This window comes from Ancylobacter polymorphus (assembly GCF_022836935.1).
Classification (GTDB): domain Bacteria; phylum Pseudomonadota; class Alphaproteobacteria; order Rhizobiales; family Xanthobacteraceae; genus Ancylobacter; species Ancylobacter polymorphus_A.
Genome location: NZ_CP083239.1, coordinates 4,120,593 through 4,141,358 on the forward strand (window position 1 = coordinate 4,120,593; position 20,766 = coordinate 4,141,358).

The 20,766-nt window shown below is 67.9% G+C and carries 23 protein-coding genes; 10 read left to right on the forward strand and 13 right to left on the reverse strand.

Annotated features, from left to right (window positions below):
* Positions 1-41: 41 nt before the first annotated feature.
* The 8 genes from K9D25_RS19670 to K9D25_RS19705 form a co-directional block, all read right to left on the reverse strand.
* Complete coding sequence (locus tag K9D25_RS19670) at positions 42-308, reverse strand: hypothetical protein (protein WP_244377597.1); 267 nt, start codon at positions 306-308, stop codon at positions 42-44.
* Between the two features lie 71 nt (positions 309-379).
* Complete coding sequence (locus K9D25_RS19675; RefSeq protein ID WP_244377599.1) at positions 380-904, reverse strand: ureidoglycolate lyase; 525 nt, start codon at positions 902-904, stop codon at positions 380-382.
* A gap of 59 nt (positions 905-963) precedes the next feature.
* On the reverse strand, positions 964-2,391 hold the full coding sequence (gene hydA, locus K9D25_RS19680) for a dihydropyrimidinase (RefSeq protein WP_244377601.1): 1,428 nt from the start codon (positions 2,389-2,391) through the stop codon (positions 964-966).
* Between the two features lie 210 nt (positions 2,392-2,601).
* A complete protein-coding gene (locus K9D25_RS19685; RefSeq protein WP_244377603.1) occupies positions 2,602-3,318 on the reverse strand; it encodes an energy-coupling factor ABC transporter ATP-binding protein in 717 nt (238 codons plus the stop codon).
* The gene (gene cbiQ, locus K9D25_RS19690; protein WP_244377606.1) at positions 3,315-4,040 is read right to left on the reverse strand and encodes a cobalt ECF transporter T component CbiQ; all 726 of its coding nucleotides are present in this window, start codon (positions 4,038-4,040) and stop codon (positions 3,315-3,317) included. The genes K9D25_RS19685 and cbiQ overlap by 4 nt, the downstream gene beginning before the upstream one ends.
* Positions 4,037-4,588: a cobalamin biosynthesis protein CbiL gene (locus K9D25_RS19695; RefSeq protein ID WP_244377608.1), complete on the reverse strand. Its 552-nt coding sequence runs from the start codon at positions 4,586-4,588 to the stop codon at positions 4,037-4,039. The genes cbiQ and K9D25_RS19695 overlap by 4 nt, the downstream gene beginning before the upstream one ends.
* The gene (gene cbiM, locus K9D25_RS19700; RefSeq protein ID WP_244377610.1) at positions 4,585-5,199 is read right to left on the reverse strand and encodes a cobalt transporter CbiM; all 615 of its coding nucleotides are present in this window, start codon (positions 5,197-5,199) and stop codon (positions 4,585-4,587) included. The genes K9D25_RS19695 and cbiM overlap by 4 nt, the downstream gene beginning before the upstream one ends.
* Before the next feature lie 4 nt (positions 5,200-5,203).
* Complete coding sequence (locus K9D25_RS19705) at positions 5,204-5,929, reverse strand: DUF4198 domain-containing protein (RefSeq protein WP_244450931.1); 726 nt, start codon at positions 5,927-5,929, stop codon at positions 5,204-5,206.
* A 199-nt stretch (positions 5,930-6,128) separates the two neighbouring features.
* On the opposite strand from K9D25_RS19705, the gene nikR reads away from it, so the two are divergent.
* The gene (gene nikR / locus K9D25_RS19710) at positions 6,129-6,602 is read left to right on the forward strand and encodes a nickel-responsive transcriptional regulator NikR (protein ID WP_244377612.1); all 474 of its coding nucleotides are present in this window, start codon (positions 6,129-6,131) and stop codon (positions 6,600-6,602) included.
* A gap of 59 nt (positions 6,603-6,661) precedes the next feature.
* Here the strand turns inward: nikR and K9D25_RS19715 are convergent, their stop codons facing one another.
* The 3 genes from K9D25_RS19715 to K9D25_RS19725 all read right to left on the reverse strand — a co-directional run bounded on the left by K9D25_RS19715 (position 6,662) and on the right by K9D25_RS19725 (position 9,447).
* Entirely contained in the window at positions 6,662-6,913 is a 252-nt protein-coding gene (locus tag K9D25_RS19715) for a GlsB/YeaQ/YmgE family stress response membrane protein (protein WP_244377614.1), read from the reverse strand.
* 103 nt (positions 6,914-7,016) lie between these two features.
* Complete coding sequence (locus K9D25_RS19720; RefSeq protein WP_244377616.1) at positions 7,017-8,534, reverse strand: carnitine 3-dehydrogenase; 1,518 nt, start codon at positions 8,532-8,534, stop codon at positions 7,017-7,019.
* Between the two features lie 10 nt (positions 8,535-8,544).
* Complete coding sequence (locus K9D25_RS19725; RefSeq protein ID WP_244377618.1) at positions 8,545-9,447, reverse strand: 3-keto-5-aminohexanoate cleavage protein; 903 nt, start codon at positions 9,445-9,447, stop codon at positions 8,545-8,547.
* Positions 9,448-9,540: 93 nt separating this feature from the next.
* Between K9D25_RS19725 and K9D25_RS19730 the strand changes: the two genes are divergently transcribed.
* Complete coding sequence (locus K9D25_RS19730) at positions 9,541-10,506, forward strand: GlxA family transcriptional regulator (RefSeq protein WP_244377620.1); 966 nt, start codon at positions 9,541-9,543, stop codon at positions 10,504-10,506.
* On the opposite strand, the gene choX is transcribed toward K9D25_RS19730, so the two are convergent.
* On the reverse strand, positions 10,507-11,451 hold the full coding sequence (gene choX, locus K9D25_RS19735; protein WP_244377622.1) for a choline ABC transporter substrate-binding protein: 945 nt from the start codon (positions 11,449-11,451) through the stop codon (positions 10,507-10,509).
* A 133-nt stretch (positions 11,452-11,584) separates the two neighbouring features.
* Positions 11,585-12,361 carry an inositol monophosphatase family protein gene (locus K9D25_RS19740; RefSeq protein ID WP_432207960.1) on the reverse strand — a complete coding sequence of 259 codons (777 nt, stop codon included), beginning with the start codon at positions 12,359-12,361 and terminating at the stop codon, positions 11,585-11,587.
* Between the two features lie 323 nt (positions 12,362-12,684).
* Here K9D25_RS19740 and K9D25_RS19745 point away from each other — a divergent pair, with 323 nt between their 5' ends.
* The 8 genes from K9D25_RS19745 to K9D25_RS19780 all read left to right on the forward strand — a co-directional run bounded on the left by K9D25_RS19745 (position 12,685) and on the right by K9D25_RS19780 (position 20,757).
* On the forward strand, positions 12,685-14,034 hold the full coding sequence (locus tag K9D25_RS19745) for an ABC transporter substrate-binding protein (RefSeq protein ID WP_244377626.1): 1,350 nt from the start codon (positions 12,685-12,687) through the stop codon (positions 14,032-14,034).
* 287 nt (positions 14,035-14,321) lie between these two features.
* Positions 14,322-14,876: an SIS domain-containing protein gene (locus tag K9D25_RS19750; RefSeq protein ID WP_244377628.1), complete on the forward strand. Its 555-nt coding sequence runs from the start codon at positions 14,322-14,324 to the stop codon at positions 14,874-14,876.
* 43 nt (positions 14,877-14,919) lie between these two features.
* Positions 14,920-15,837: a carbohydrate ABC transporter permease gene (locus K9D25_RS19755; protein ID WP_244377630.1), complete on the forward strand. Its 918-nt coding sequence runs from the start codon at positions 14,920-14,922 to the stop codon at positions 15,835-15,837.
* A complete protein-coding gene (locus K9D25_RS19760; protein ID WP_244377632.1) occupies positions 15,837-16,655 on the forward strand; it encodes a carbohydrate ABC transporter permease in 819 nt (272 codons plus the stop codon). The genes K9D25_RS19755 and K9D25_RS19760 overlap by 1 nt, the downstream gene beginning before the upstream one ends.
* Complete coding sequence (locus K9D25_RS19765) at positions 16,652-17,566, forward strand: sugar phosphate isomerase/epimerase family protein (protein ID WP_244377634.1); 915 nt, start codon at positions 16,652-16,654, stop codon at positions 17,564-17,566. The genes K9D25_RS19760 and K9D25_RS19765 overlap by 4 nt, the downstream gene beginning before the upstream one ends.
* 10 nt (positions 17,567-17,576) lie before the next feature.
* A complete protein-coding gene (locus K9D25_RS19770) occupies positions 17,577-18,551 on the forward strand; it encodes a sugar-binding transcriptional regulator (protein WP_244377636.1) in 975 nt (324 codons plus the stop codon).
* Between the two features lie 47 nt (positions 18,552-18,598).
* The gene (locus K9D25_RS19775; RefSeq protein WP_244377638.1) at positions 18,599-19,681 is read left to right on the forward strand and encodes an ABC transporter ATP-binding protein; all 1,083 of its coding nucleotides are present in this window, start codon (positions 18,599-18,601) and stop codon (positions 19,679-19,681) included.
* A 41-nt stretch (positions 19,682-19,722) separates the two neighbouring features.
* On the forward strand, positions 19,723-20,757 hold the full coding sequence (locus tag K9D25_RS19780; protein WP_244450932.1) for an NAD(P)-dependent alcohol dehydrogenase: 1,035 nt from the start codon (positions 19,723-19,725) through the stop codon (positions 20,755-20,757).
* Positions 20,758-20,766: the final 9 nt, after the last annotated feature.

The window sequence follows — 20,766 nt, forward strand, 5'->3', positions numbered from 1 at the left end:
CTGCCCCCTCCCTAGACTGCCTATTACGGCCGCAGCCGCGCTCACCAGCGGCTGGTGTGGCGATCACGGCCAATGAAATAGCCCACGACCACGCCGGCGAGCGCAGCCGTCACCATGCCCGGCAGCACGTCGATGCGGTTGGCGACCGCCGCGTTCCCCGCAGCATAGAGGCCAGAAGCGCGATCGGCCGCCTCATGCATGCCTTCCCGTACCGCTTCGCCGGCTGAGGACATGTTGCGACCCGTCTCGCGCACCAGCGCGTCGGCGCTGGAAGGAAGATTCTCGTTGATCTTGTTGGCGTCGGCCATGGGAATGCTCCTGCTGACATGAACTGCCGGAACAACGCCGCCCCCCGAGGAGCGTTCCCACCGCGCGGTCTTCACCCCGCGCTGATGACAAAGGGAGCGACGATCCGCTCCTCGCAATCCTCCGTGGTACCGGCCTGCCAGGACTGCACGAAGAAGCGCCCCGCCCCGCCAAGCCCGATGATCGGCGTGTGCCAAACCCCTCGCCCATAGACCACCCCGCCGCCGGCAAAGGCGAAGGCCCGCAGCGTGCCGAGGTCGGGGCGGCCCTCCCCGTCATCCAGTGCGACGGCGAGGATGAAACTCTCCCCCTGCATGGCGATGATGGCCTGCTGCGAAAACGCATGGCGTTCCAACAGCCGCACGGTGAGCGGCAGCGCCTGCGGCGCCGTTTCGAACAGCGAGGCGATCTGCCGGCTCCCCGGCCGTGTGTCGGTCTCGAACGCCGTGATGTCGTGGCGCCACGCCGTGCCGGCATTCGCCGGCATCGGAGCGTCGCTGCCGGGCGCGACCAGATGGCCATAGGGCCGGAAAAGAGCCGGCGTCGCCGGGAGCGCCCTCAGCGTCCGCCACGGCTCCTTCTCGCTGTGTTCGTTCACGCCTGCCTCACACGCCGCACCCCTGCCCTGCCCGGCTCACCTCTCCGCGCCCGCTCCGCTCAGGCTCCCCCAGCCGGCACGGCATAGGGCGAGAGCTCCCGCTTGAGGAAGCCGCCATCGCCGGCCTCCCCAACGATGCGGCCGTCCTCGACCATCACCTTCCCGCGCAGCAGGGTCATGACCGGCCAGCCGGTCACCGCCATGCCCTCGTAAGGTGTGTAGTCGGCGCCGTGGTGCATCAGCTCCTGCCGGATCGTCTCCTTGCGGTTGGGGTCCCACAGCACGATGTCGGCGTCGAAGCCGGGGGCGATGGAGCCCTTCTTCGGGTAGAGGCCGTACATCTTCGCGTGGTTGGTGGAGGTGAGCGCGACGAACTCGTTCAGCGTGATCCGCCCTTCCACCACGCCTTTGGAGAACAGGATCTGCAGCCGCGTCTCGACACCGGGAATGCCGTTCGGCACCCAGCGGAACGAGGTGCGGGCCTTCGGATTCAGCTTGCCCATCTCGCCCGCGTAGAAAAAGGCGCAGTGGTCGGAGGAGAAGGTCTGGAACACGCCGGTGCGGATGCCCTCCCAGATGGCGTCCCAGCTGGCGTGGTCGCGCGGCGGCGGCGAGCAGACATATTTGCCGCCGCTCTCATCCATGTTGAGGCCCTTCATGTCCTCGGCGGTGAGCGCCACATATTGCGGGCAGGTCTCGCCATAGACCTTCAGCCCCTTCTGCTGCGCCCAGCGGATTTGCTCCATCGGCTCGCGCCCGGAAACGTGCACGACCATGATCGGCACATCGGTCAGTTCCGCATGGCTGATGGCGCGGTGGGTGGCCTCGCGTTCCACCGACTGCGGACGGGAAGTGCCATGATAATAGGGTGCGGTCTTGCCCGCCGCCTCCAGCTTCTGCGTCATGAAGCGGATGGCGTCATAGCCCTCGCAATGGACCATGACGAGGGCACCGCAGCCGCGCGCGCAGTCGAACACGTCGAGAAGCTGGCGGTCGTTCAGCACCAGATCGTCATAGGTCATGAACACCTTGAACGAGGTGTAGCCATCGCCCACCAGCGCCGGCAGTTCCTGCCCCAGCACGCTCGGCGAAGGGTCGGAGATGATGAGGTGGAAGCCATAGTCGCAATAGCATTTGCCCTCGGCCTCCTTGTGATAGTCCATCACGCTCTGGCGCAGGCTCGCCCCGCGCGGCTGCAGCGCGAAGGGCAGCACCGTGGTGTTGCCGCCGGCAATGGCCGAGCGCGTGCCGCTCTCGAAATCATCCGCCATGGCCGGGCCGCCAAAGGCCGGCTGGGCGAGGTGGACATGGCTGTCGATGCCACCGGGCATGACCAGCAATCCCGAGGCGTCGATCACCTTCGCGCCGCCGGCAAGGCTCTCCGCCACCGCCACGATGCGCCCGTCGCGGATGCCGACATCGGCGCGCACCGTGTCCGAGGCGGTGACCACCGTGCCTCCGCGTATGACCGTATCGAATTCGTGCATGGGTGCCTCGCTGGCTGGGTTGGGGGACGCGGCTCCGCCGGCACGCGCCCGCCTGCAAGTCGCGCACCACCCTGCAGCGGCTAAGGGCGCACCGCGATCCCTCGCACGCGCCGCAGCCGCGCAGCGTCCGGAGGGCGCGGCTTCCGCCCGTTTGGGGTCAGCCACCGCCTCCCGGTTAGGCAGGGGTACGACAGCCCCCCCCGCCCGCCCCTAGCTCTCGGCCACGGGATGGATGTGCGGATGCGAATGGGTATGGCTGTGCGGGTGGCTGTGCAGCGCGGCCGAGATGAGCCGCCCGCCCTCGATCGCCATCGCCCGCGTTGCCAGCTCGGCGATGAAGCCGTCATCATGCGACACCAGCAGCATGGCGCCGGGAAAGGCGTGCAAGGCCGCCCGCAGGCGCTTTCCGTTCGCGGCGTCGACCCCGTTGGTGGGCTCGTCGAGCAGCAGCACGTCCGGCTTCATCGCCAGCAGCCCGGCGAGGCAGACGAGACGTTTCTCGCCGCCGGAAAGCCGATGGCTGATGCGCGGCGCCAGCGCGGCGATCCCCAGCATCGCCAGCACCTCCTCGGCGCGGCGCAAGGCCTCCGTCTGGGTGCAGCCGAGATTGAGCGGGCCGAAGGCGACATCCTCGATCACGCTCGGGCAGAACAGCTGGTCGTCGCTGTCCTGAAAGAGATAGCCGAGGCGCGGGCGCAGGGCGCGAAAGTCGCGCTCGCGATGGCAGGCCGTGCCGAACAGACGGACCTGCCCGGCACTCGGACGCTCCAACCCCACCAGCGTGCGCAGCAGCGTGGTCTTGCCCGCCCCGTTCGGCCCGACAATGGCGAGCCGCTCCCCGGCCACAAGGGAGAGGTTCACCCGGCTGAGCACAGCGGCGCCGTCGCGGACGACGGTGATCTCTTCAAGCGCAAGCAGAACGCTCATAGCCGGTCCGCCAGGGTAAGGGCGAGCCCGAAAGCCAGCGCCGCCGTCATCCCGGCCCAGTCGCGGCGTGTCGGCGGCGGCAAGGCGAGGCGCGGAAAGCGGCCCTCATAGCCCCGGCACAGCATCGCCTCCTCCACGCGCTGCGCCCGCGCCAGCGCCCGCACCAGCAGCATGCCGACGAGATGGCCATAGCTGCGCCAGCTGTGGCGGTTCGAGCCCGGGCGGAAGCCGCGCACCCGCATCGCTTCCAGCAGCCGTCGCGCCTCGTCGCGGATGAGCGCGAGATAGCGCGCCGTGAGCACGAACAGCCGCACCAGCGTCTCCGGCACATGGAGCCCGCGCAGCGCGCCGCCCAGCCCGGCCGGCTCCACCGCGCCGAGCAGGCCGACAAGGACAAGCACCGAGGCCGACACCTTGGCGGCGATCAGCGCCGCCCGCGCCACGCCCTCAACGCTCGCGGTGAGCGGGCCGAGCGCAAACAGCGGCTGTCCCGGCAGGGTGAACGGCAAGGTGGCGAAGAGCAGCAGCAGGAAGCCCTCCACATGCAGCAGGCGCCGCCACAGCTTCGCCTCCGGCCGGGAAAAGGCCACCGCCAGCGCGACACAGCCCAGCGCCGCCAGCGCGACGGGAAGCCGGTGCAATTGCGACAGGCAGGCAATGAGGACGAAGGCGCCGACGAGGCGCAGGCGCAGATCGCCGGTCGCGGCGGCGTCGGTCTTCATGTGCGCCGCCCCTTCGCCCACAGCGCCATGCCGGCGAGGCCGAGGATGAGGAAGATGCCGGACATCACATCGGCGAGGCGCAGGCGGTCGTCCATCTGCTCGATCCGCTCCATCAGCGGCGTCACCTGCCGCTGCACCGCCGCTTCGACCAGCGCGGCCAGCCGCGCGTCGCCCGGCGCTTCCACCGCCGGTGCAGCACCGTCCGCAAGCGGGGGCAGCAGGGCGGCCGCGCCACCGAAACGCGACGCCGGCAGCGTCGCGGCCGCGACATGGCCCTCGCGCGTGTCGACCGTCACCGTGGCATCAACGGGCGGCTGCGGCACGGGGAAGGCGAAGCGCCCCTCCCCGTCCGTCGTCCCGGAGTCGAGCGCGGTCCCGGCGGGGTCCTTCGCCGTCCACACCGCCCCGGCCGCGCGGCCGCCGCCGATGAAGAAGGCGTAGCCCGTCACCTCCGCGCCTTCCACCGTGGCGAAGACCTTCAGCTTGTGCGCCTGCGCCGGGCCGGCGAAGGCCAGTGCCAGCAGGAGCGGCAGCAGCAGCCGGATCATGACGTGACGGGCCTCAAGGCCTCGGGCTGCACGCGGGCGAGGAAGGACACCACCGCGCCGGTGACGAAGGCTTCCACAAGTGCGAGCGGCAGATAGGTGGCGATGACCACGCGCGACGCCGGGGCGAAATCGCTCGACGACAGCCACAGCGCCAGCGCCACCATGGCCCCCGTGCCGAGCACCGCCAGCGCCCCCGCCGCCGCCCCGGCGGCGAAACGCAGTGAGGGGCGCGGCGTGGAACGGATCACCGGCCCCAGCGCCATGCCGCACAGCACGCCCGGCAGCGCGATGTTCACCGTGTTCACCCCCAGCGTGGTCAGCCCCCCGAAGCCGAACAGCAGCGTCTGCAACAACAGGGCCACCAGCACGGCGAGAAAGGTGGCGGGCCCCAGCATCACCCCCATCAGCCCAGCCAGCAGCAGATGCACGCTCGACGGCCCCACCGGCACCGCGACCAGCGAGCCCGCAAAGAACGCGGCGGCCAGAAGCGCGGTGCGCGGGATCATCCGCTCATCGAGCCACCGCAGCCCCAGCGCCACGCCGCCGGCGGCGAGGAGACCGCCGCCGATGAGCACGGGCGCGGAAAGCAGGCCGTCGGGAATGTGGGCCATACGGCTACTTTCTGACCATATCGGTCGCCTTCACCCAGATCAGCGCGCCCTCTTCCACCGGAACCTCCTTGCCCTCGGGCGAGGTCATCGGCGTGTCGCCTTCCAGAAGCGCGGCGAAGCCCCACCAGCCCGCGCGCGGCATGGCATAGGTGAAGGTGCCATTGGCGTCGGCCTTGATCACCTGCGTCACGAAGGCGTCGTTGGGCGGCGTCACCGTGCCGTCATTGATGAACTCGACCTCGACTTCGGCGAAGGGCACCGGCTTGCCGCCCTTCAGCACCACGCCGGTGAAGACATTGCCGGTCCACAACCCGGTCGGTCGGGTCAGCGGCTGGATTTCCACCGGCAGGCCCACCAACGCGTCCCAGCCCTCGCCGGAGGCATAGGAATCCACCGTCACCTTGGCGTAATGGACGATGTACTTGCCCTCGGAAGGCTCCCAATAGGGCTGCGGCTCGACATAGAAGATCGCCGCGCCGGGCTCCTTCATGTCGTAGCTCAGCGTCCAGGCGCTCTTGCCGTCCACCGGTTTCTCGGTGATCCGCCCGAGAAGATCGGTCGCCTTGCCGCCGGCCAGCACACCCATCTTTGCCGGCTTCTTCATCTCCATGACCGGCGCACCCTCGACCGGATGGGTAAACACCATCTCCACGCTCACCGCGCCGCCCTCGGGCAGCACGTCGGCAGAGGGGATGATCTCCTGGAAATGCGCCAACGCCGGCACCGCCATCAACGGCAGGGCGAACACAGCGGCAATGAGGCCGGAACGGTGGGGGGCGGACACGCGGCACCTCCTGTATGAATAACGGGATAAAAAATCATACATCCGTAACGATGCGCGACAAGCACAAAAAGTAGGCAAAAGCTAAAAAGTCTTGCGGAAATCAAGGTGATAACCTAGTTTCCATCCCACCGGGAGGGGCGCTTCCATGCAGCGGATCACCATCGCCATCGACGACGATCTGGCCGCGCAGCTGGATGCGTTCATCGAGCGGAGCGGCGCGGCAAGCCGCTCGGAGGCCATACGCGACATGGTACGGCGCGGCCTTTCCGCCCGGCCGGACGGGCCGGACGGCGCCGCCTGTTTCGGCGTCATCAGTTGCACCATCGACCAGTCGGTGCGCAACCTCGCCGCGCGCGTGCCGCAGGGGCGGCTGGAGCGGCACGACCAGACGGTGGCCGCCCTTTCCGTGCCGCTCGACCACACCACCTCGGTGGATGTCACGGTCATGCGCGGCGAGGTCGGCGACATCGCGGCCTATGCGCAGGCGCTGTTTCTGGAAAGGGGCGTGATGCATGGCGCGCTCAGCCTCATCCCGGTGGCGCAGGACGAGTCCCACCATGTCCACAACCACGGCTCCCCGCACGCCCACACCCATGTGCGGGTGAAAAGCGGGTTCTAGATGTGAGAAAGGCGCGCCCTCGCGAGCGCGCCTTCCACGGACGATAACGGGCCGTCGCGTCAGTTTCGTATCGCGCGGACCAGCCCGATCAGGATGCACGCCCCGAGCACGCCGGCGACGAGATAGCCGATCCAGCCGCCGAAGCCGACGCCGATCAGGCCGAACAGGAAGCTCGCCACCGCCGCGCCGATGATGCCGAGCACGATGTTCATGAAGATACCAGTGCCGGTCTTCATGATGGCGGAAGCAATCCACCCCGCCAGACCGCCGATGATGATGGCGGCGATCCAGCCAATCTGTGCGTCTTCCATGCGATTTCTCCCAGAACCCCGGTTGGAAACGCTGAGAAAACGCCTGGGCCGGCGGGCCGTTCCCGGCGTGGCGCGGCCGGCGCCGGTATTTTTAGCGCAGGCGTCACTCCGCGGCCGCGGCCCGCGCCTTGGCGCCGACCGCGCGGCCGGCCTCGGCGGGCCGGGGCAGCCCGGCATGGGCGGTGGCGAGCGCGTTCAGCTTGGTGAGGATTGACGCTGGCGCCGGGCAGGCGCGGCCGGCCTTGCTGTCGACATGCAGCAGCATGTGTTCGCCGGTGGCGACTTCGCGGCGCTCCGGGCCGGCGAACAGCCGGTGGAAGACATGCAGGCGCTTCTCGTCGGCGCCGAGGATCTGCGTCGTGCACAAAAGCGCCTCGCCCAGCTTCGCCTCGTCGAGATGCCGCAGATGGGTTTCCACCGTGTAGTAGCTGTGCCCGCCCTCGACATAGGCGAGATCGACGCCGATCAGCCGCAGCAACGCGTCCGTCGTGTCGCCGAAGACGTGGAGATAGCGGAACTCGGTCATGTGGCCATTATAATCGAGCCAGGCCGGCGAAACGCGGGTCTCCAGCAGTTCGAGCGGTGCGGCACTGTCGACGGCAACGGGCGGCGTGCCCGCCTGCGCCCATAGACGTTGCTCAAAGTCCTTCAGCAGTTGCCCCGCACCCCAGCCCTCCCCGCCCCGGCTGGCCTTCAGCGCCTGCACGATGCCGACAAGGTTCTCGTCGCGGATGCGCTCCAGCTCGCGAATGGAGAGGCCGCCCGCCTGCGCGTCGGACTGCGCGCCGATCTTCTCGACCAGCGCCTCGTCGAGATCGACCACATCGGTCAGCTTGGTCCACGGCCATTGCAGGCAGGGGCCGAACTGGGCGAGGAAATGGCGCATGCCGGCCTCGCCGCCGGCGATGCGGTAGGTCTGGAACAGGCCCATCTGCGCCCAGCGCAGGCCGAAGGAATAGCGGATTACATCATCCAGCGTCTCGACATCGCAGATGTCGTCCTTGATCAGCCACAGCGCCTCGCGCCACAGCGCCTCTAGCAGCCGGTCGCCGACAAAGGCCTCGATCTCGCGGGCGATCACCACGCCCTTCATGCCGATGGCGTCGAGAACGGCCTTCGCCCGCTCGATCGTTTCCGGCGCGGTGTCCACGCCGCCGACGATCTCCACCAGCGGCAGCAGATAGACCGGGTTGTAGGGGTGGGCGACGAAGAGCCGTTCGGGATGGGACAGCCCCGCCTGAAGCTCGCTTGGCTTGAGGCCGGAAGTGGAGGAGCCGATGAGCGCGCCGGCGGGCGCGGCGGCGTCGATTTCCGCCAGCACGCGACGCTTGAGATCGAGCCGCTCGGGCACGCTCTCCTGCACCCATTCCGCCCCCGCCACCGCCTCGGCGAGGCTGGCGCAGAAGGTGAGCGTGCCACGCTTGGGCAGCGGCGCGCCGGTGAGCCGGCCATAGGCGCGCTCGGCATTGGCCAGCACCTCGGCGACGATGCGCTCCGCCTCCGGGTGCGGATCGAACACCTTCACATCGATGCCGGCGAGCAGGAAGCGGGCGATCCAGCCGCCGCCGATGACGCCGCCGCCGATGCAGGCGGCGCGGGAGATGGGAGAAAGGGCGAACATCGGCATTTCCTCAGCGCTTCACCAGCTTGAGCTTCTCGCGCACCTCGGCCGGGCCGATGATCCGCGCGCCCATATTCGTCACCACATTCGCGGCCTTTTCCACCAGCTGCGCATTGGTGGCGAGCTGGCCCTTGCCGACATAGAGATTGTCTTCCAGCCCGACACGGACATTGCCGCCCGCGAGCACGGCGGCGGCGGGATAGGCCATGGCGTTGCGGCCGATGGAGAAGGCGGAGAAGGTCCAGCCGGCGGGCACATTGTTGACCATCGCCAGATACGTGTTGAGGTCGTCCGGCGCGCCCCAGGGGATGCCCATGCACAGCTGGATCAGCACCGGGTCCTCGATCAGCCCTTCCTCGGCGAGTTGCTTGGCGAACCAGAGGTGGCCGGTGTCGAAGGCCTCGATCTCCGGGCGCACGCCCAGCGCCGTCATCTGCCGCGCCATCTCGCGCAGCATGGAGGGCGTGTTGGTCATGACATAATCGCCGAGATTGAAGTTCATCGTGCCGCAATCGAGCGTGCAGATTTCCGGCAGGCAATCGGCGACATGGGCGACGCGCTCGGTGGCGCCGGCCATGTCGGTGGCCTTCTCGTTCAGCGGAAACGGCGCCTCGACATGGCCGAAGACGAGGTCGCCGCCCATGCCGGCGGTGAGGTTCAGCACCACGTCGACTTCCGCCGCGCGGATGCGGTCGGTGACCTCGCGATAGAGGTCGCGCCGGCGGGAGGCCGCGCCGGTCTCGGGATCGCGCACATGGCAATGCACCACCGCCGCGCCGGCCTTGGCCGCGTCGATCGCGCTCGAAGCGATCTCCTGCGGGGTCACCGGCACATGCGAAGAGCGGCCGGTGGTGTCGCCGGCGCCGGTGACGGCGCAGGTGATGAAGACATCGCGATTCATCGACAAGGGCATCGGAAGGGCTCCTGAACTCGTGCAGGGAGCTTGACGGCAAAGCGAAGTCGTGACGCAACTATTTGCGCAACCCGTTTTTCATTCTGCGCAGCGATGATCTTTGCCCCCGCCGACGACCCGCTCGACGTGACCCTGCTGCTGTTTCCCGGCCTGTCGCTGCTCTCACTGGCGGCCACACTGGACCCGATGCGCGGCGCCAACCGCGTGCTGGGGCGGCCCGCCTTCCGCTGGAAGCTGGTGTCGATGGACGGGGCGATGCCCACCGCGAGCTGCGGCCTGCCGATCCCGGTGGATGGCGCGTTCGATGCCGGCGCGCGGCAGGACGTGCTGTTGCTGGTCGCCGCGTTCGAAGCGTCGCGCTTCGCCACGCCGCCCATCCTCAAGGCGATCCGCGCCGGGGCCAAGCGCGCGGCGGCGACGGGGGGCATCGAGTCCGGTTCGTGGCTGATGGGCTTCGCCGGGCTGCTCGACGGGCGCCGCGCCACCACCCATTGGGAGGATCTGGAGGATTTCGCCGCCCGCTTCCCGGAGACGGACGTGCAGCCGGACCGCTTCGTCATCGACGAACCGGTGTTCACCACCGGTGGCGCAACGCCGGCGCTCGACTGCATGCTGGCGCTGATCCGCGCCCGGCACGGCTATTCCACCGCGCTCGATGTGGCGAGCCTGTATATCTATGAGGAGGTGCGCACCGGCTCGGACGTGCAGCCCATTGTCTCGCTCGGCCGCATCCGCCAGCACGAGCCGCGCGTGGCCGAGGCGATCCGGCTGATGGAGACCCATATCGACCGCCCGCTCACCGTCGCGGCCATCGCCCGGCGGGTGGGGGTGTCGACGCGGGGGCTGGAAACGCTTTTCGTGAAGACGGTGGATGTGTCGCCCGGCGCCTATTACGTCACGCTCCGGCTGAAGGCGGCGCGGCGGCTGGTGCTCGACACCAATCTGCCCATCGCCGACATTGCCGAGCGCACGGGCTTCTCCGCCATCGCCTCACTGTCGCGGGCGTTCCGGCGGCAGTTCGGCGCGCCACCCTCGGTGGCGCGCCAGAAGCGTTTGTAATCAGAGGCCGAGGCCGCTCTTCACCGCCGGCAGGCCGGGCTTGCCGTCGAGCGTGGTGACGCCGGCGAGCCATTTGTCGACTGCCGCCGGGTTCTGCTTCATCCACGCCTTCACCGCCGCGTCGGGCTGCATCCCCTTGTCGAGAATGTCGCTCATCAGACGGTCTTCCATCGCCACGTCGAAGACGAGGTTCGTGAGCAGCTTGCCGACATTCGGGCAGTCCTTGGAATAGCCCGGGCGGGTAAGCGTCAGCACGGTGGCGCCGCCGTCATTGGGACCGAACACGTCCTTGCCATCGGTGAGATATTCGATCGGCAGGTTGACGTTCATCGGGTGCGGGCGCCAGCCGAAGAACACCACCGGCTCGCCCTGCTTGATGCGATGGCCGACCTGGGTGAGCATCGCCTGCTCGCTGGATTCCACGAGATCGAAGCCCTTCAGCCCGAAGCTGTTGTCGGCGATCATCTTGGAGATGGTGGCATTGGCGCCGCTGCCGGCCTCGATGCCGTAGATCTTGCCCTGCAGCTTGTCCCTAAACTTGGCGATGTCGGCATAGGTCTTCAGCCCGGCATCATAGGCGGCCTTGGAGGTGGCGAAGCCGATGCGCGCGCCTTCGAGATTGGTCGCCGCCACCTCGACCTTGCCGGCCTTCACCAGCGGCACCTGCGTCGGCTCCTGCAGCGGCATCCAGTTGCCGAGGAAGATGTCGCGGTCGCCATTCTCCAGCGCCTTGAAGGTGATGGCGACGGAGAGCACCGCGACATTCGGCTGATAGCCGAGATGGGTGAGCAATTCGTTGGCGACTGCCGTGGTGGCGGTGATGTCGGTCCAGCCGACATCGGAGAAGCGCGGCTTGGCGCAGGAAGCGGGGTCGGCAGCGAAGGCGGAGGAGGAGATGAGCGTGGCGGACAAGGCGACGCATGTCACGAGCAGGCGTGAAATCATGGCTGTTCCCTCTGTTGGCGATCTGCCGCAGGACCGGCACCGCAGGGGAAAGCCTATCGCCGGAGCCGCCGGCTGATTGACCGTGCTCGAAGCTGAGATGACCGAATGCGCAGCCTAGGCCCCTCCCCGACGGCTAGTCGCGCCCGCTCAGCTGCCTCAGTTCCGCATGCACCGTCTCATTGCCCGCCCAAAGCGCGCCCGGCTGGGTGAAATCGCCCGCGAAGGTCACGAGCCCGCCGGCCTCGCGCACCAGCACCATACCGGCCCAGCAGTCCCAGCAATGCAGCGTCGGGTCGTAATAGCCCGCCAGCCGGTTCGCCGCCACATAGGCCAGCATCAGCGCCCCCGAGCCGACGCGGAACAGCACGCCGCCGGCGCGGTACAGCGCCTCGACAAAGGCGCCCACCTCCGCCGCCGGGGCCTTCTGCGTGGCGCCGAAGCCGGTGGTGGTGGAGGCGACCGTCCAATCCGGGTTCATCGTCAGCACCCGCCCGTTGAGCCGGGCGCCGCCGCCGAGAACGGCCGAGTACAACTCGCGCAGCATCGGCGCATAGATCACCCCGGCCACCGCCTCGCCGTCGCGGGCGAGCCCGATGGACACCGTCCAGTTCGGCTGGCCGACCAGGAAGGGCATGGTGCCGTCGATCGGGTCGATGACCCAGACGAAGCCGGATGTGCCCGCGCTCGCCGCCTCCTCCTCGCCAACGATGCCGTCCTCAGGGAAGCGTCGGCGAATCGCCTTGCGCAGCCACGCCTCGATGCTGCGGTCGGCCTCGCTGACGAGGTCCTGCGAGGCGGATTTCAGCTCTGGATGCAGCGTGTCGCGCTGCAGGAAGAAGCCGCGCGCCCGCGTGCCTGCCTTGCGTGCCAAGGCCTCGGCAAGGGCGTGCCGGGCGTGGAGCGGGTCCATTCCGTCGTCATGCTCCGCTGCCATTCTGCACGTCTCCACGCTTGTTGACTGCCACGCATCGGCCACCTTGCCCGATCTCGATGCTATTGCATATTCCAGATTACAAATGTATCGCTTTCGTCGTCGATGGCTTTACCCCCGTCGCCGTCGCCGGGCTTCACGATAAGCGCCGGTGCAAGGTTGAGGCCGGCCCGTCCGGCATTTCCGCGGAGGAAGGCAGTGCCGGAAACGGCCCGCCCCGCCGCCAAGACGAGAGACGGTTGAACCGTCCCGCATGCCGCCTCGCCCTAAACCGTGGCGCTGCGCCATTTCAGGAGGAAACCATGAAGCGTGCATTGAGAATCTGCGCCAGCGTCGTCGCCCTCGCGGCGGCAACGGCGGCCATGCCCGTCGCGGCGATGGCCGATTGGCTCGAAGAGGCGGCCAAGCCTCTGAAGGGCACCGAAGTCAACGGCATCTTCCTCGACCGCCCGGGCTATCGCGCCATCATCAAGCTGCTGCCCGAGTTCGAGAAGAAGACCGGCATCAAGGTCAATTACGAAATCGTCCCCTATGAGAACACCCGCGAGAAGGAAGTGCTGAACTTCACCTCGCGCGGCGATCTCACCATGGCGCTGGTCGATCTCGTGTGGATCGGCGAATTCGCCGAAAATGGCTGGCTGGTGCCGGTCGAGGAGCTCGCCAAGGACAAGGCGATCACCGACCCGAACCTGAAGCTCGACGGCTTCTTCCCGCTGCTGCTGGAAGCCTTCGGCTCCTGGGGCGGCACGGTCTATGGCCTGCCCTTCGACAATTATTCCGGCCTGCTGTTCTATAATTCCTGCAAGCTCAAGGAAGCGGGCTTCGACAAGCCGCCGGCGACCTGGGAAGAGGTGATGACCGTCTACGGTCCCAAGCTCACCGACAAGTCGAAGAACCAGTACGCCTACGCCCTGCAGTCGCGCCGCGGCGAGACCCAGTCGGCGGACAGCTTCATGCGCTTCCTCTGGCCCTTCGGCGGCTCGCTCCTGAACAAGGAGTTCAAGTCGAACCTGATGAGCAAGGAAAGCCAGACCGGCCTCAACTTCCGTCAGGACCTGATGAAGTACATGCCGCCGGGCGTCGTCTCCTTCGACCATGCCGAGGCCGTGAACGCGCTGGCGCAGGGCCAGGTGGCGATGATCACCGAGTGGTCGGCCTTCTATTCCACGCTCGCCGACCCCGCGACCTCCAAGCTCGGCGACTGCCTCGCCGTGGCGCCGGAGCCCGCCGGCCCGGCCGGCCGCCTGCCCGCGCTGGGCGGCTTCTCGCTCGCCGTCGCTTCGCAGGCCACCCCCGAGCAGCAGAAGGCCACCTGGCTGTTCATCCAGTGGGCGACCTCCGAAGCCATCGCCAAGGCCTATGTCGAGGCCGGCGGCGTGTCGGGCCGCATGGCGGTCTATAACGACCCGGAGATCAAGGCGAAGTACACGTTCGTCGAGCCGATGGTCGCCTCCTGGCAGGCCGGCGTTCCCGAGTATCGTCCTCGCTTCCCGGCCTGGCCGGCGATCTCCGAGATCGTCGCCGAGTGGGGCTCCAAGATGATGCTGGGTGAAGTCACCGTCGAGGGCGGTTCCAAGGAGATCGGCACCCGCATGGAAGCCATCCTCGGCAAGGACGGCTATTACGACGGCAAGAAGAAGCTGCTGCAGTGAGTTGAAGCCGGCGGCGGGGCCTCTCTCCCGCGCCGCCGGCCTCCGGGCGGATGCTGCAACCCGCGAAGCGGCATCCGCCCCCCCCTCTATGACCCCCGAGCGCCACCACCCCAAGCGTCTGGCCGGAAAGCGCCGTCATCCTGAGGCGCGAGCGTAGCGAGCCTCGAAGGATGGTCCTTCTGGCGCACCGGGATGACTATCCTTCGAGGCCCGGCTGCCGCCGGGCACCTCAGGATGACGTTGCTCGGAAGAATTTTGGGCTCCCAAGCCTTGCGAAAGCCAATGTCATGACCACGCTTCACGCCCGCGCCCTGGATGAAATCCGCGCCTGCCTCGATCAGGTCCGCGCCGACGAGCTGGATGGTGCCATAGCTGAACTGGCCGGCGCCAACCGCATCGCACTCTACGGCGTCGGCCGCGAGGGCCTGCAGATCAAGGGCCTCGCCATGCGCCTGTTCCATCTCGGCCTTAAGGCGGCCGTAGTGGGCGACATGACCACGCCGCCCGTCGGCGCCGGCGACGTGCTGGTGGTGTCCGCCGGGCCGGGCGACTTCTCCACCGTCGCCGCACTGATGGGCGAGGCGCGCGCGGCCGGTGCGCGCACCCTCGTTGTCACCGCCGAGGCGGGCGGGGCCGCCGCCGCCCGCGCCGACCGGGTGCTCACCGTTCCCGCGCAGACCATGGCCAGCGACCAGGGCGCCGCCGCGACCTCGGTTCTGCCGATGGGCTCGCTCTATGAGGGCGCGCTCTATGTGCTGTTCGAGATCCTGATCCTCGGCCTGCGCGACCGGCTGGGCGTGACCCCGGCGCAGATGCGCGCCAACCATACGAATCTGGAGTGACCTTGGGTCCCTTCTCACCCGGCAGGCACCACAGGAAGACGCCATGAGCGACACCGCGACATCCCCCGCACAACGCCGGCCCAACCGGGGCTATGGACGCTGGACGCCGCTCTGGTTTCTGGCGCCGGCCGTGCTGACGCTGTTCGTGATCGGCATCTACCCGACGATCTTTGCGCTGGTGACCTCGTTCCGGCGCTACAACATCACCCGGCCGCGCGAGGGCTTTCCCTTCATCGGCTTCGAGAACTATGTGAACGTGCTGACCGACAGCACCTTCTGGTCCTCGCTGTTCCTCACCGCCAAGTTCTACGTCACCGTGCTGCCGATCCAGGTGGCGCTCGGCCTCGCCATCGCCCTGCTGCTGCACAAGCCGGGCATGGGCCTGCTCAAATCGCTCGCGCGGGTCACACTGGTCGTCCCACTGGCCACGACCTATGCCGTGGTCGGCCTCGTCGGGCGCTTGATTTTCAACAGAGATTTCGGCGTGGCCAACCAGGCCCTGAGCGTGTTCGGCTTTGCCCCAATCGACTGGCTGTCGACACAGAATGGCGCCTTCGCCGCCATCGTCATCATGGATGTGTGGCAGTGGACGCCGTTCTGCGCCCTCATCTTCCTCGCCGGCCTCTCCATGGTTCCCGGCGAGATCGAGGAGGCGGCGCGGCTGGAAACCTCGTCAAAGCTCGCTTTGCTGCGCCATGTGCAACTGCCCTATCTGCTGCCCGGCCTCACGGCGGTGATGATCCTGCGCTCGGCCGACGTGCTCAAGCTGTTCGACATGGTGTTCGTGATGACGCGCGGCGGCCCCGGCTCGGCCACTGACCTCATCTCCATCTACATCCAGCGCGTGGGCTTCCGCATCTTCGATCTGGGCACCGCTTCGGCGCAGGCGATCCTTTTGCTGATCCTCACCATCATCATCAGCCGGCTCTATATCCGCCTGCTCTATCGCGAGGTTCACTGATGCGTATCTCGTCCGGCAAGCTGCTTCACGCCCTCGGCCTGACCGCCGTGGTCATCTTCACGCTGTTTCCGTTCTACTGGATGGTGTCGGCGAGCTTCAAGACGCAGGCCGACATCCTGTCCTCGCCGCCGGTGTGGTTCTTCACCCCGACGCTGCAGAACTATGCGGAGATCTTCGCCGACACCAAAGTCAGCGGCGCGATCATCAATTCGCTGATCGTGGCGACCTGCTCCACCCTGCTCGCCGTGATCCTCGGCGCGCCGGCGGCCTTCGCGCTCGCCCGCTACGAGTTCCGCGGAAAGTCGGATCTGTGGTTCTGGTTCATCTCCAACCGCATGATCAGCCCGATCGTGCTCGCACTGCCGGTCTATCTGCTGGCGATCCAGACCGGGCTGCTCGACACGCATCTCGTGCTGATCCTCATCTATCTCACCTTCCAGCTGCCCATCGTGGTGTGGATCGTCACCGATCAGTTCAAGTCGATCCCGGCGGACCTCGAACAGGCCGCGCGGCTCGACGGCGCGAGCCAGTTCACCATCTTCCGCAAGATCTATCTGCCGCTCGGCGCGCCGGGCATCGCGGTGTCGGCGATCTTCTCCTTCATCTTCTCCTGGAACGAGCTGCTCTATGCGCTGGTGCTGACCCGCCGCGCCGTGCAGACCGCGCCGGTCGTCGCCACCAGCTTCATGTCCGGCTATGAGCTGCCCTGGGGCAAGATCATGGCCACCGGCACCGTCATCGTCCTGCCCGTCACCATTTTCGCGCTGATCGTCTCGCGGCACATGGTGCGCGGCCTGACCATGGGAGCGACCAAGTGAGCGGGACCCCGGCGCCGATCCGCTTCGGCATCAATCTCGGCTTCTGCACCAAGCGCTGGGTGACGCCCGAGCTGTGGACGGGCGTTGTGCGCGAGCGGCTCGGCCTCGACCTCGTCCAGTTCTCCTTCGATCTGGTCGACCCGATGTGGCCGGACGCCATCGTCGACCGCCACGCCGCCGAGGTGCGGCGCGCGGCCGAGGCGGCGGGCATCACCATCCACAGCGCCTTCATCGGCCTCGCCCATTACAGCTTCAACCAGCTGCTGCACCCCGATCCGGCGGTGCGCAACTACGCGGAATACTGGCTCGGCCGCGCCTATCGCTTCGCCGCGCTCGCCGGCATTCCCCGCGTCGGCGGCCCGCTCGGCGCGCTCGCCGCACGGCTGGACGGCAGCGAGGCAGAGGCGCTCGACCCGGCCGACTATGCCGAACTCGTCACCCGCATGCACCGGCTGGGCGAACGCGCCGCCGCCGAGGGGCTGAGCGAACTCTATGTCGAGCCGACCCCCCTGCGCCGCGAATGGCCATGGACCATCGCCCAGGCCCGGCAGATGATGAACGACGTGGCGGACAGCGCGGTGCCGTGGCGGCTGTGCATCGATTGGGGCCATGCCACCTTCGCGCCGCTCTATGGCGACGTGACCGACGGCATGGAAACCTGGCTGCGGGACCTCGCCGACGTCACCACCGCCGTTCACATCCAGCAGACCGATTTCGCTTTCGACCGCCACTGGGACTTCACCGTGCCCGGCAAGGTCGATCCAGTGGAGGCTGCGGCGCTGCTTCGGCGCACCGGCACCGACACCTGCCCGGTGTTCCTCGAAGTGTTCTATCCCTTCGAAGAGGACAGCCGCACCATCCTCGCCGCGCTGGAGACCAGCTGCGCGCGCCTCAAGCACGCTCTAGCATAAGGCACCGGCGATGAACGGGGGGGGGCGCGAGCGCGGCAGGCCGGTGGGCACGCAGGAGATGGAGGCGGCGCAGATCCGTGCGCGGGTCGCCTGGCTCTATTTCATCGGCGGCCTGACGCAGCAGGAGATCGCCGACCAGCTCGGTCTCACGCGCCTGCGCACCAACAAGATCCTCGGCCAGGTGCGCTCCGACGGATCGGTGTTCATCGATATCCGCCTGCCCATGGCCGACTGCATCGAGGCCGAGCAGAAACTGAAGGCCGCGTACGGGCTGGAACACGTCACCGTCGTTCCTTCCCTGCCCGACGAGGCCGAGCAGCAGCGTGTCATCGGCGAAGCCGCCGGCGGCGTGCTCGACACGCTGCTGGAGAACGGCATGGGCCTCGGTGTCGGCTGGGGCAAGACGCTGGCCGCCGGGCTGAAGCGCGTCACCGCCCGGCCGATGGCGGAGAGCTGGGTGACCTCGATCATGGGCGGGCTCACGCGCGGATCGGGTTCCAGCACCTTCGAGGTCGCCACCGGCTATGCCCGCGCCATCTCCGCCGAGTGCTACTATCTCGCCGCGCCGCTTTATTTCCCGACACCCGAGAGCCGCGGCATGCTGCTCTCGCATCACGGCATCAGCGAGACCATGCGCCGGGCGCGCGCCGTCGACGTGGCGCTGCTCTCCTGCGGCGACATGACGACCCGCTCCCTGCTGGTGCAGACCCAGACTGTCTCCGAGAACATCGACAGCCTGCGGGCGGCTGGGGCGGTGGGCGATCTGCTCGGCATGTTCCTCGACGCCGACGGGCGCCCGGTAGACCATCCGCTGAACGAGCGCGTGCTCTCGCTGGCCCCGCATGAGGTGAAGCCGGTGCGCCACTCGATCCTGGCCTCCGGCGGGCTCTACAAGGTGCCGATCGTGCGGGCCATCCTGCGCGCAGGCTATGTGAAACGACTGGTGACGGACGAAAGCTGCGCCGCGGCGCTGCTCACGAACTGATGGACGGCCGCCGGACCCTCGCGGCCGGCCACTCTGGAGACTGCACGATGACCTTCCTGCGACTGGACAACATCAAGAAGAGCTATGGCGACGCCGCCGTCATCAAGGGCGTCAGCTTCGCGGCCGAGAAGGGAGAGTTCGTGGTGTTCGTCGGTCCCTCCGGCTGCGGCAAGTCCACTTTGCTGCGCATGATCGCGGGTCTGGAGGATGTCAGCTCGGGCGAACTCTATATCGACGGCCGCGACGTGACCTATGAGGAACCCGCCAAGCGCGAGGTGTCCATGGTGTTCCAGTCCTATGCGCTCTACCCGCATATGAGCGTGTTCGAGAACATGGCGTTCGGCCTGCGCATGGCGAAAAAGCCGGAGGCGGAAATCAAGGCGCAGGTGCTGGAGGCCGCCCGCATCCTGCAGCTGGAAGCGCTGCTGGAGCGCAAGCCGCGCGCGCTCTCCGGCGGCCAGCGCCAGCGCGTGGCCATCGGCCGCTCCATCGTCCGCCACCCCAAGCTGTTCCTGTTCGACGAGCCGCTCTCGAATCTCGACGCCGAGCTGCGCTCGCAGATGCGGGTGGAGATCGCCAAGCTGCACCGCTCGCTCGGCGCCACCATGGTCTATGTGACGCATGATCAGGTGGAAGCGATGACGCTGGCCGACCGTATCGTCGTGCTGCGCGCCGGCCTCGTCGAGCAGATCGGCTCGCCGACCGAGCTCTACGACACCCCCGCCAACACCTTCGTCGCCGGCTTCATCGGCTCGCCGAAGATGAACTTCATCAACGCCAAGGTGGCCTCCATCGCGGGGAACACGCTCGCCTTGGCGCACCCGACCTTCGCCGGCGGCACGCTGACGCTCGACACGCCCGCCGCTGCGCGCACCAAGGCCGGGGCGGCGGTGACGGTGGGGCTGCGGCCGGAACATCTCACCGTGGGGGCCGCCAACCCGGTGCTGGCGCTCACCCTCGATTTCGCCGAGAGCCTCGGCGGCTCCACCCAGCTCTACGCCCGCTCGGAAGGCGAACCGATCATCGCGCTCACCGCCGGCCGGCCCAACCTCAAGCCGGGCGATGCGCTCACCCTCGGCATCGACCCCTCACACATCTATCTCTTCGACGCCGCCGGCCTCGCGCTCTGAGCGCCCCGGCGACGGCACACTCCAGCAGGACACGCCCCATGGTGCAGGCACTGGTTCTCGAAAAGAAGGGCGAGCTTTCCCTTCGCGACATCGACCTCCCGCTGGAGGTCGGCCCGGACGACGTCAAGATCGCCATCCACACGGTGGGCGTCTGCGGCAGCGACGTGCATTACTACACCCACGGCGCCATCGGCTCGTTCGTGGTGCGCGAACCCATGGTGCTCGGGCATGAGGCGGCCGGCACGGTCACGGCGGTCGGCGCCCATGTGAAGAACCTCAAGGTCGGCGACCGGGTCTGCATGGAGCCGGGCGTGCCGAACATGAATTCGCGCGCCACCAAGCTCGGCATCTACAATGTCGATCCCGATGTGCGCTTCTGGGCGACGCCGCCGATCCATGGCGTGCTGACCCCCGAGGTGGTCCACCCCGCCGCCTTCACCTACAAGCTGCCGGCGAATGTCTCCTTCGCCGAGGGCGCCATGGTGGAACCCTTCGCCGTTGGATTGCAGGCGGCGACCCGCGCCCGCATCACCCCCGGCGACGTGGCGGTCGTGATCGGCTGCGGCCCGATCGGCATCATGACAGCGCTGGCCGCGCTGGCTGGGGGCTGCTCGCGCGTCTATATCTCCGACCTCTCCGCGCCGAAGCTCGCCATTGCCGGCCAGTATCCGGGGGTCCATCCCGTCAACATCACCGAGCGGCCGCTGGCCGAGGTGGTCGCGGCGGAAACCGAGGGCTGGGGCGCGGATGTGGTGTTCGAGGCCAGCGGCTCGCCGCGCGCCTATGAGGGCATCTTCGATATCGTCCGCCCCGGCGGCACACTGGTGTTGATCGGCATGCCGGTGGAGACGACGAAGTTCGATGTTGCGGCGGCGATCATCAAGGAAGCGCGGATCGAGACCGTGTTCCGCTACGCCAATAATTTCGACCGCGCGGTCAACCTCATCGCCTCCGGCAAGGTCGACCTCAACCCGCTGATCTCCGAGACCTTCGACTTCGCCCGCAGCATCGAAGCGTTCGACCGGGCCGCCAAGGGCCTGCCGACCGACGTGAAGCTTCAGATCGTGATGCCTTAAATCGCATCA

Excerpts from the sequence above, each read along its gene's own strand:
- K9D25_RS19730 (WP_244377620.1), top strand. The coding sequence starts at position 9,541 with ATGATCTTTGCCCCCGCCGACGACCCGCTCGACGTGACCCTGCTGCTG.
- K9D25_RS19750 (WP_244377628.1), top strand. The coding sequence starts at position 14,322 with ATGACCACGCTTCACGCCCGCGCCCTGGATGAAATCCGCGCCTGCCTC.
- K9D25_RS19770 (WP_244377636.1), top strand. The coding sequence starts at position 17,577 with ATGAACGGGGGGGGGCGCGAGCGCGGCAGGCCGGTGGGCACGCAGGAG.
- nikR (WP_244377612.1), top strand. The coding sequence starts at position 6,129 with ATGCAGCGGATCACCATCGCCATCGACGACGATCTGGCCGCGCAGCTG.
- K9D25_RS19685 (WP_244377603.1), bottom strand. The coding sequence starts at position 3,318 with ATGAGCGTTCTGCTTGCGCTTGAAGAGATCACCGTCGTCCGCGACGGC.
- K9D25_RS19715 (WP_244377614.1), bottom strand. The coding sequence starts at position 6,913 with ATGGAAGACGCACAGATTGGCTGGATCGCCGCCATCATCATCGGCGGT.
- K9D25_RS19705 (WP_244450931.1), bottom strand. The coding sequence starts at position 5,929 with ATGGCGGTGCCGGCGTTGGCGCATTTCCAGGAGATCATCCCCTCTGCC.
- cbiM (WP_244377610.1), bottom strand. The coding sequence starts at position 5,199 with ATGGCCCACATTCCCGACGGCCTGCTTTCCGCGCCCGTGCTCATCGGC.
- K9D25_RS19670 (WP_244377597.1), bottom strand. The coding sequence starts at position 308 with ATGGCCGACGCCAACAAGATCAACGAGAATCTTCCTTCCAGCGCCGAC.
- choX (WP_244377622.1), bottom strand. The coding sequence starts at position 11,451 with ATGATTTCACGCCTGCTCGTGACATGCGTCGCCTTGTCCGCCACGCTC.
- K9D25_RS19725 (WP_244377618.1), bottom strand. The coding sequence starts at position 9,447 with ATGCCCTTGTCGATGAATCGCGATGTCTTCATCACCTGCGCCGTCACC.
- cbiQ (WP_244377606.1), bottom strand. The coding sequence starts at position 4,040 with ATGAAGACCGACGCCGCCGCGACCGGCGATCTGCGCCTGCGCCTCGTC.
- K9D25_RS19740 (WP_432207960.1), bottom strand. The coding sequence starts at position 12,361 with ATGGACCCGCTCCACGCCCGGCACGCCCTTGCCGAGGCCTTGGCACGC.
- hydA (WP_244377601.1), bottom strand. The coding sequence starts at position 2,391 with ATGCACGAATTCGATACGGTCATACGCGGAGGCACGGTGGTCACCGCC.
- K9D25_RS19755 (WP_244377630.1), top strand. The coding sequence starts at position 14,920 with ATGAGCGACACCGCGACATCCCCCGCACAACGCCGGCCCAACCGGGGC.
- K9D25_RS19760 (WP_244377632.1), top strand. The coding sequence starts at position 15,837 with ATGCGTATCTCGTCCGGCAAGCTGCTTCACGCCCTCGGCCTGACCGCC.
- K9D25_RS19720 (WP_244377616.1), bottom strand. The coding sequence starts at position 8,534 with ATGTTCGCCCTTTCTCCCATCTCCCGCGCCGCCTGCATCGGCGGCGGC.
- K9D25_RS19695 (WP_244377608.1), bottom strand. The coding sequence starts at position 4,588 with ATGATCCGGCTGCTGCTGCCGCTCCTGCTGGCACTGGCCTTCGCCGGC.
- K9D25_RS19745 (WP_244377626.1), top strand. The coding sequence starts at position 12,685 with ATGAAGCGTGCATTGAGAATCTGCGCCAGCGTCGTCGCCCTCGCGGCG.
- K9D25_RS19775 (WP_244377638.1), top strand. The coding sequence starts at position 18,599 with ATGACCTTCCTGCGACTGGACAACATCAAGAAGAGCTATGGCGACGCC.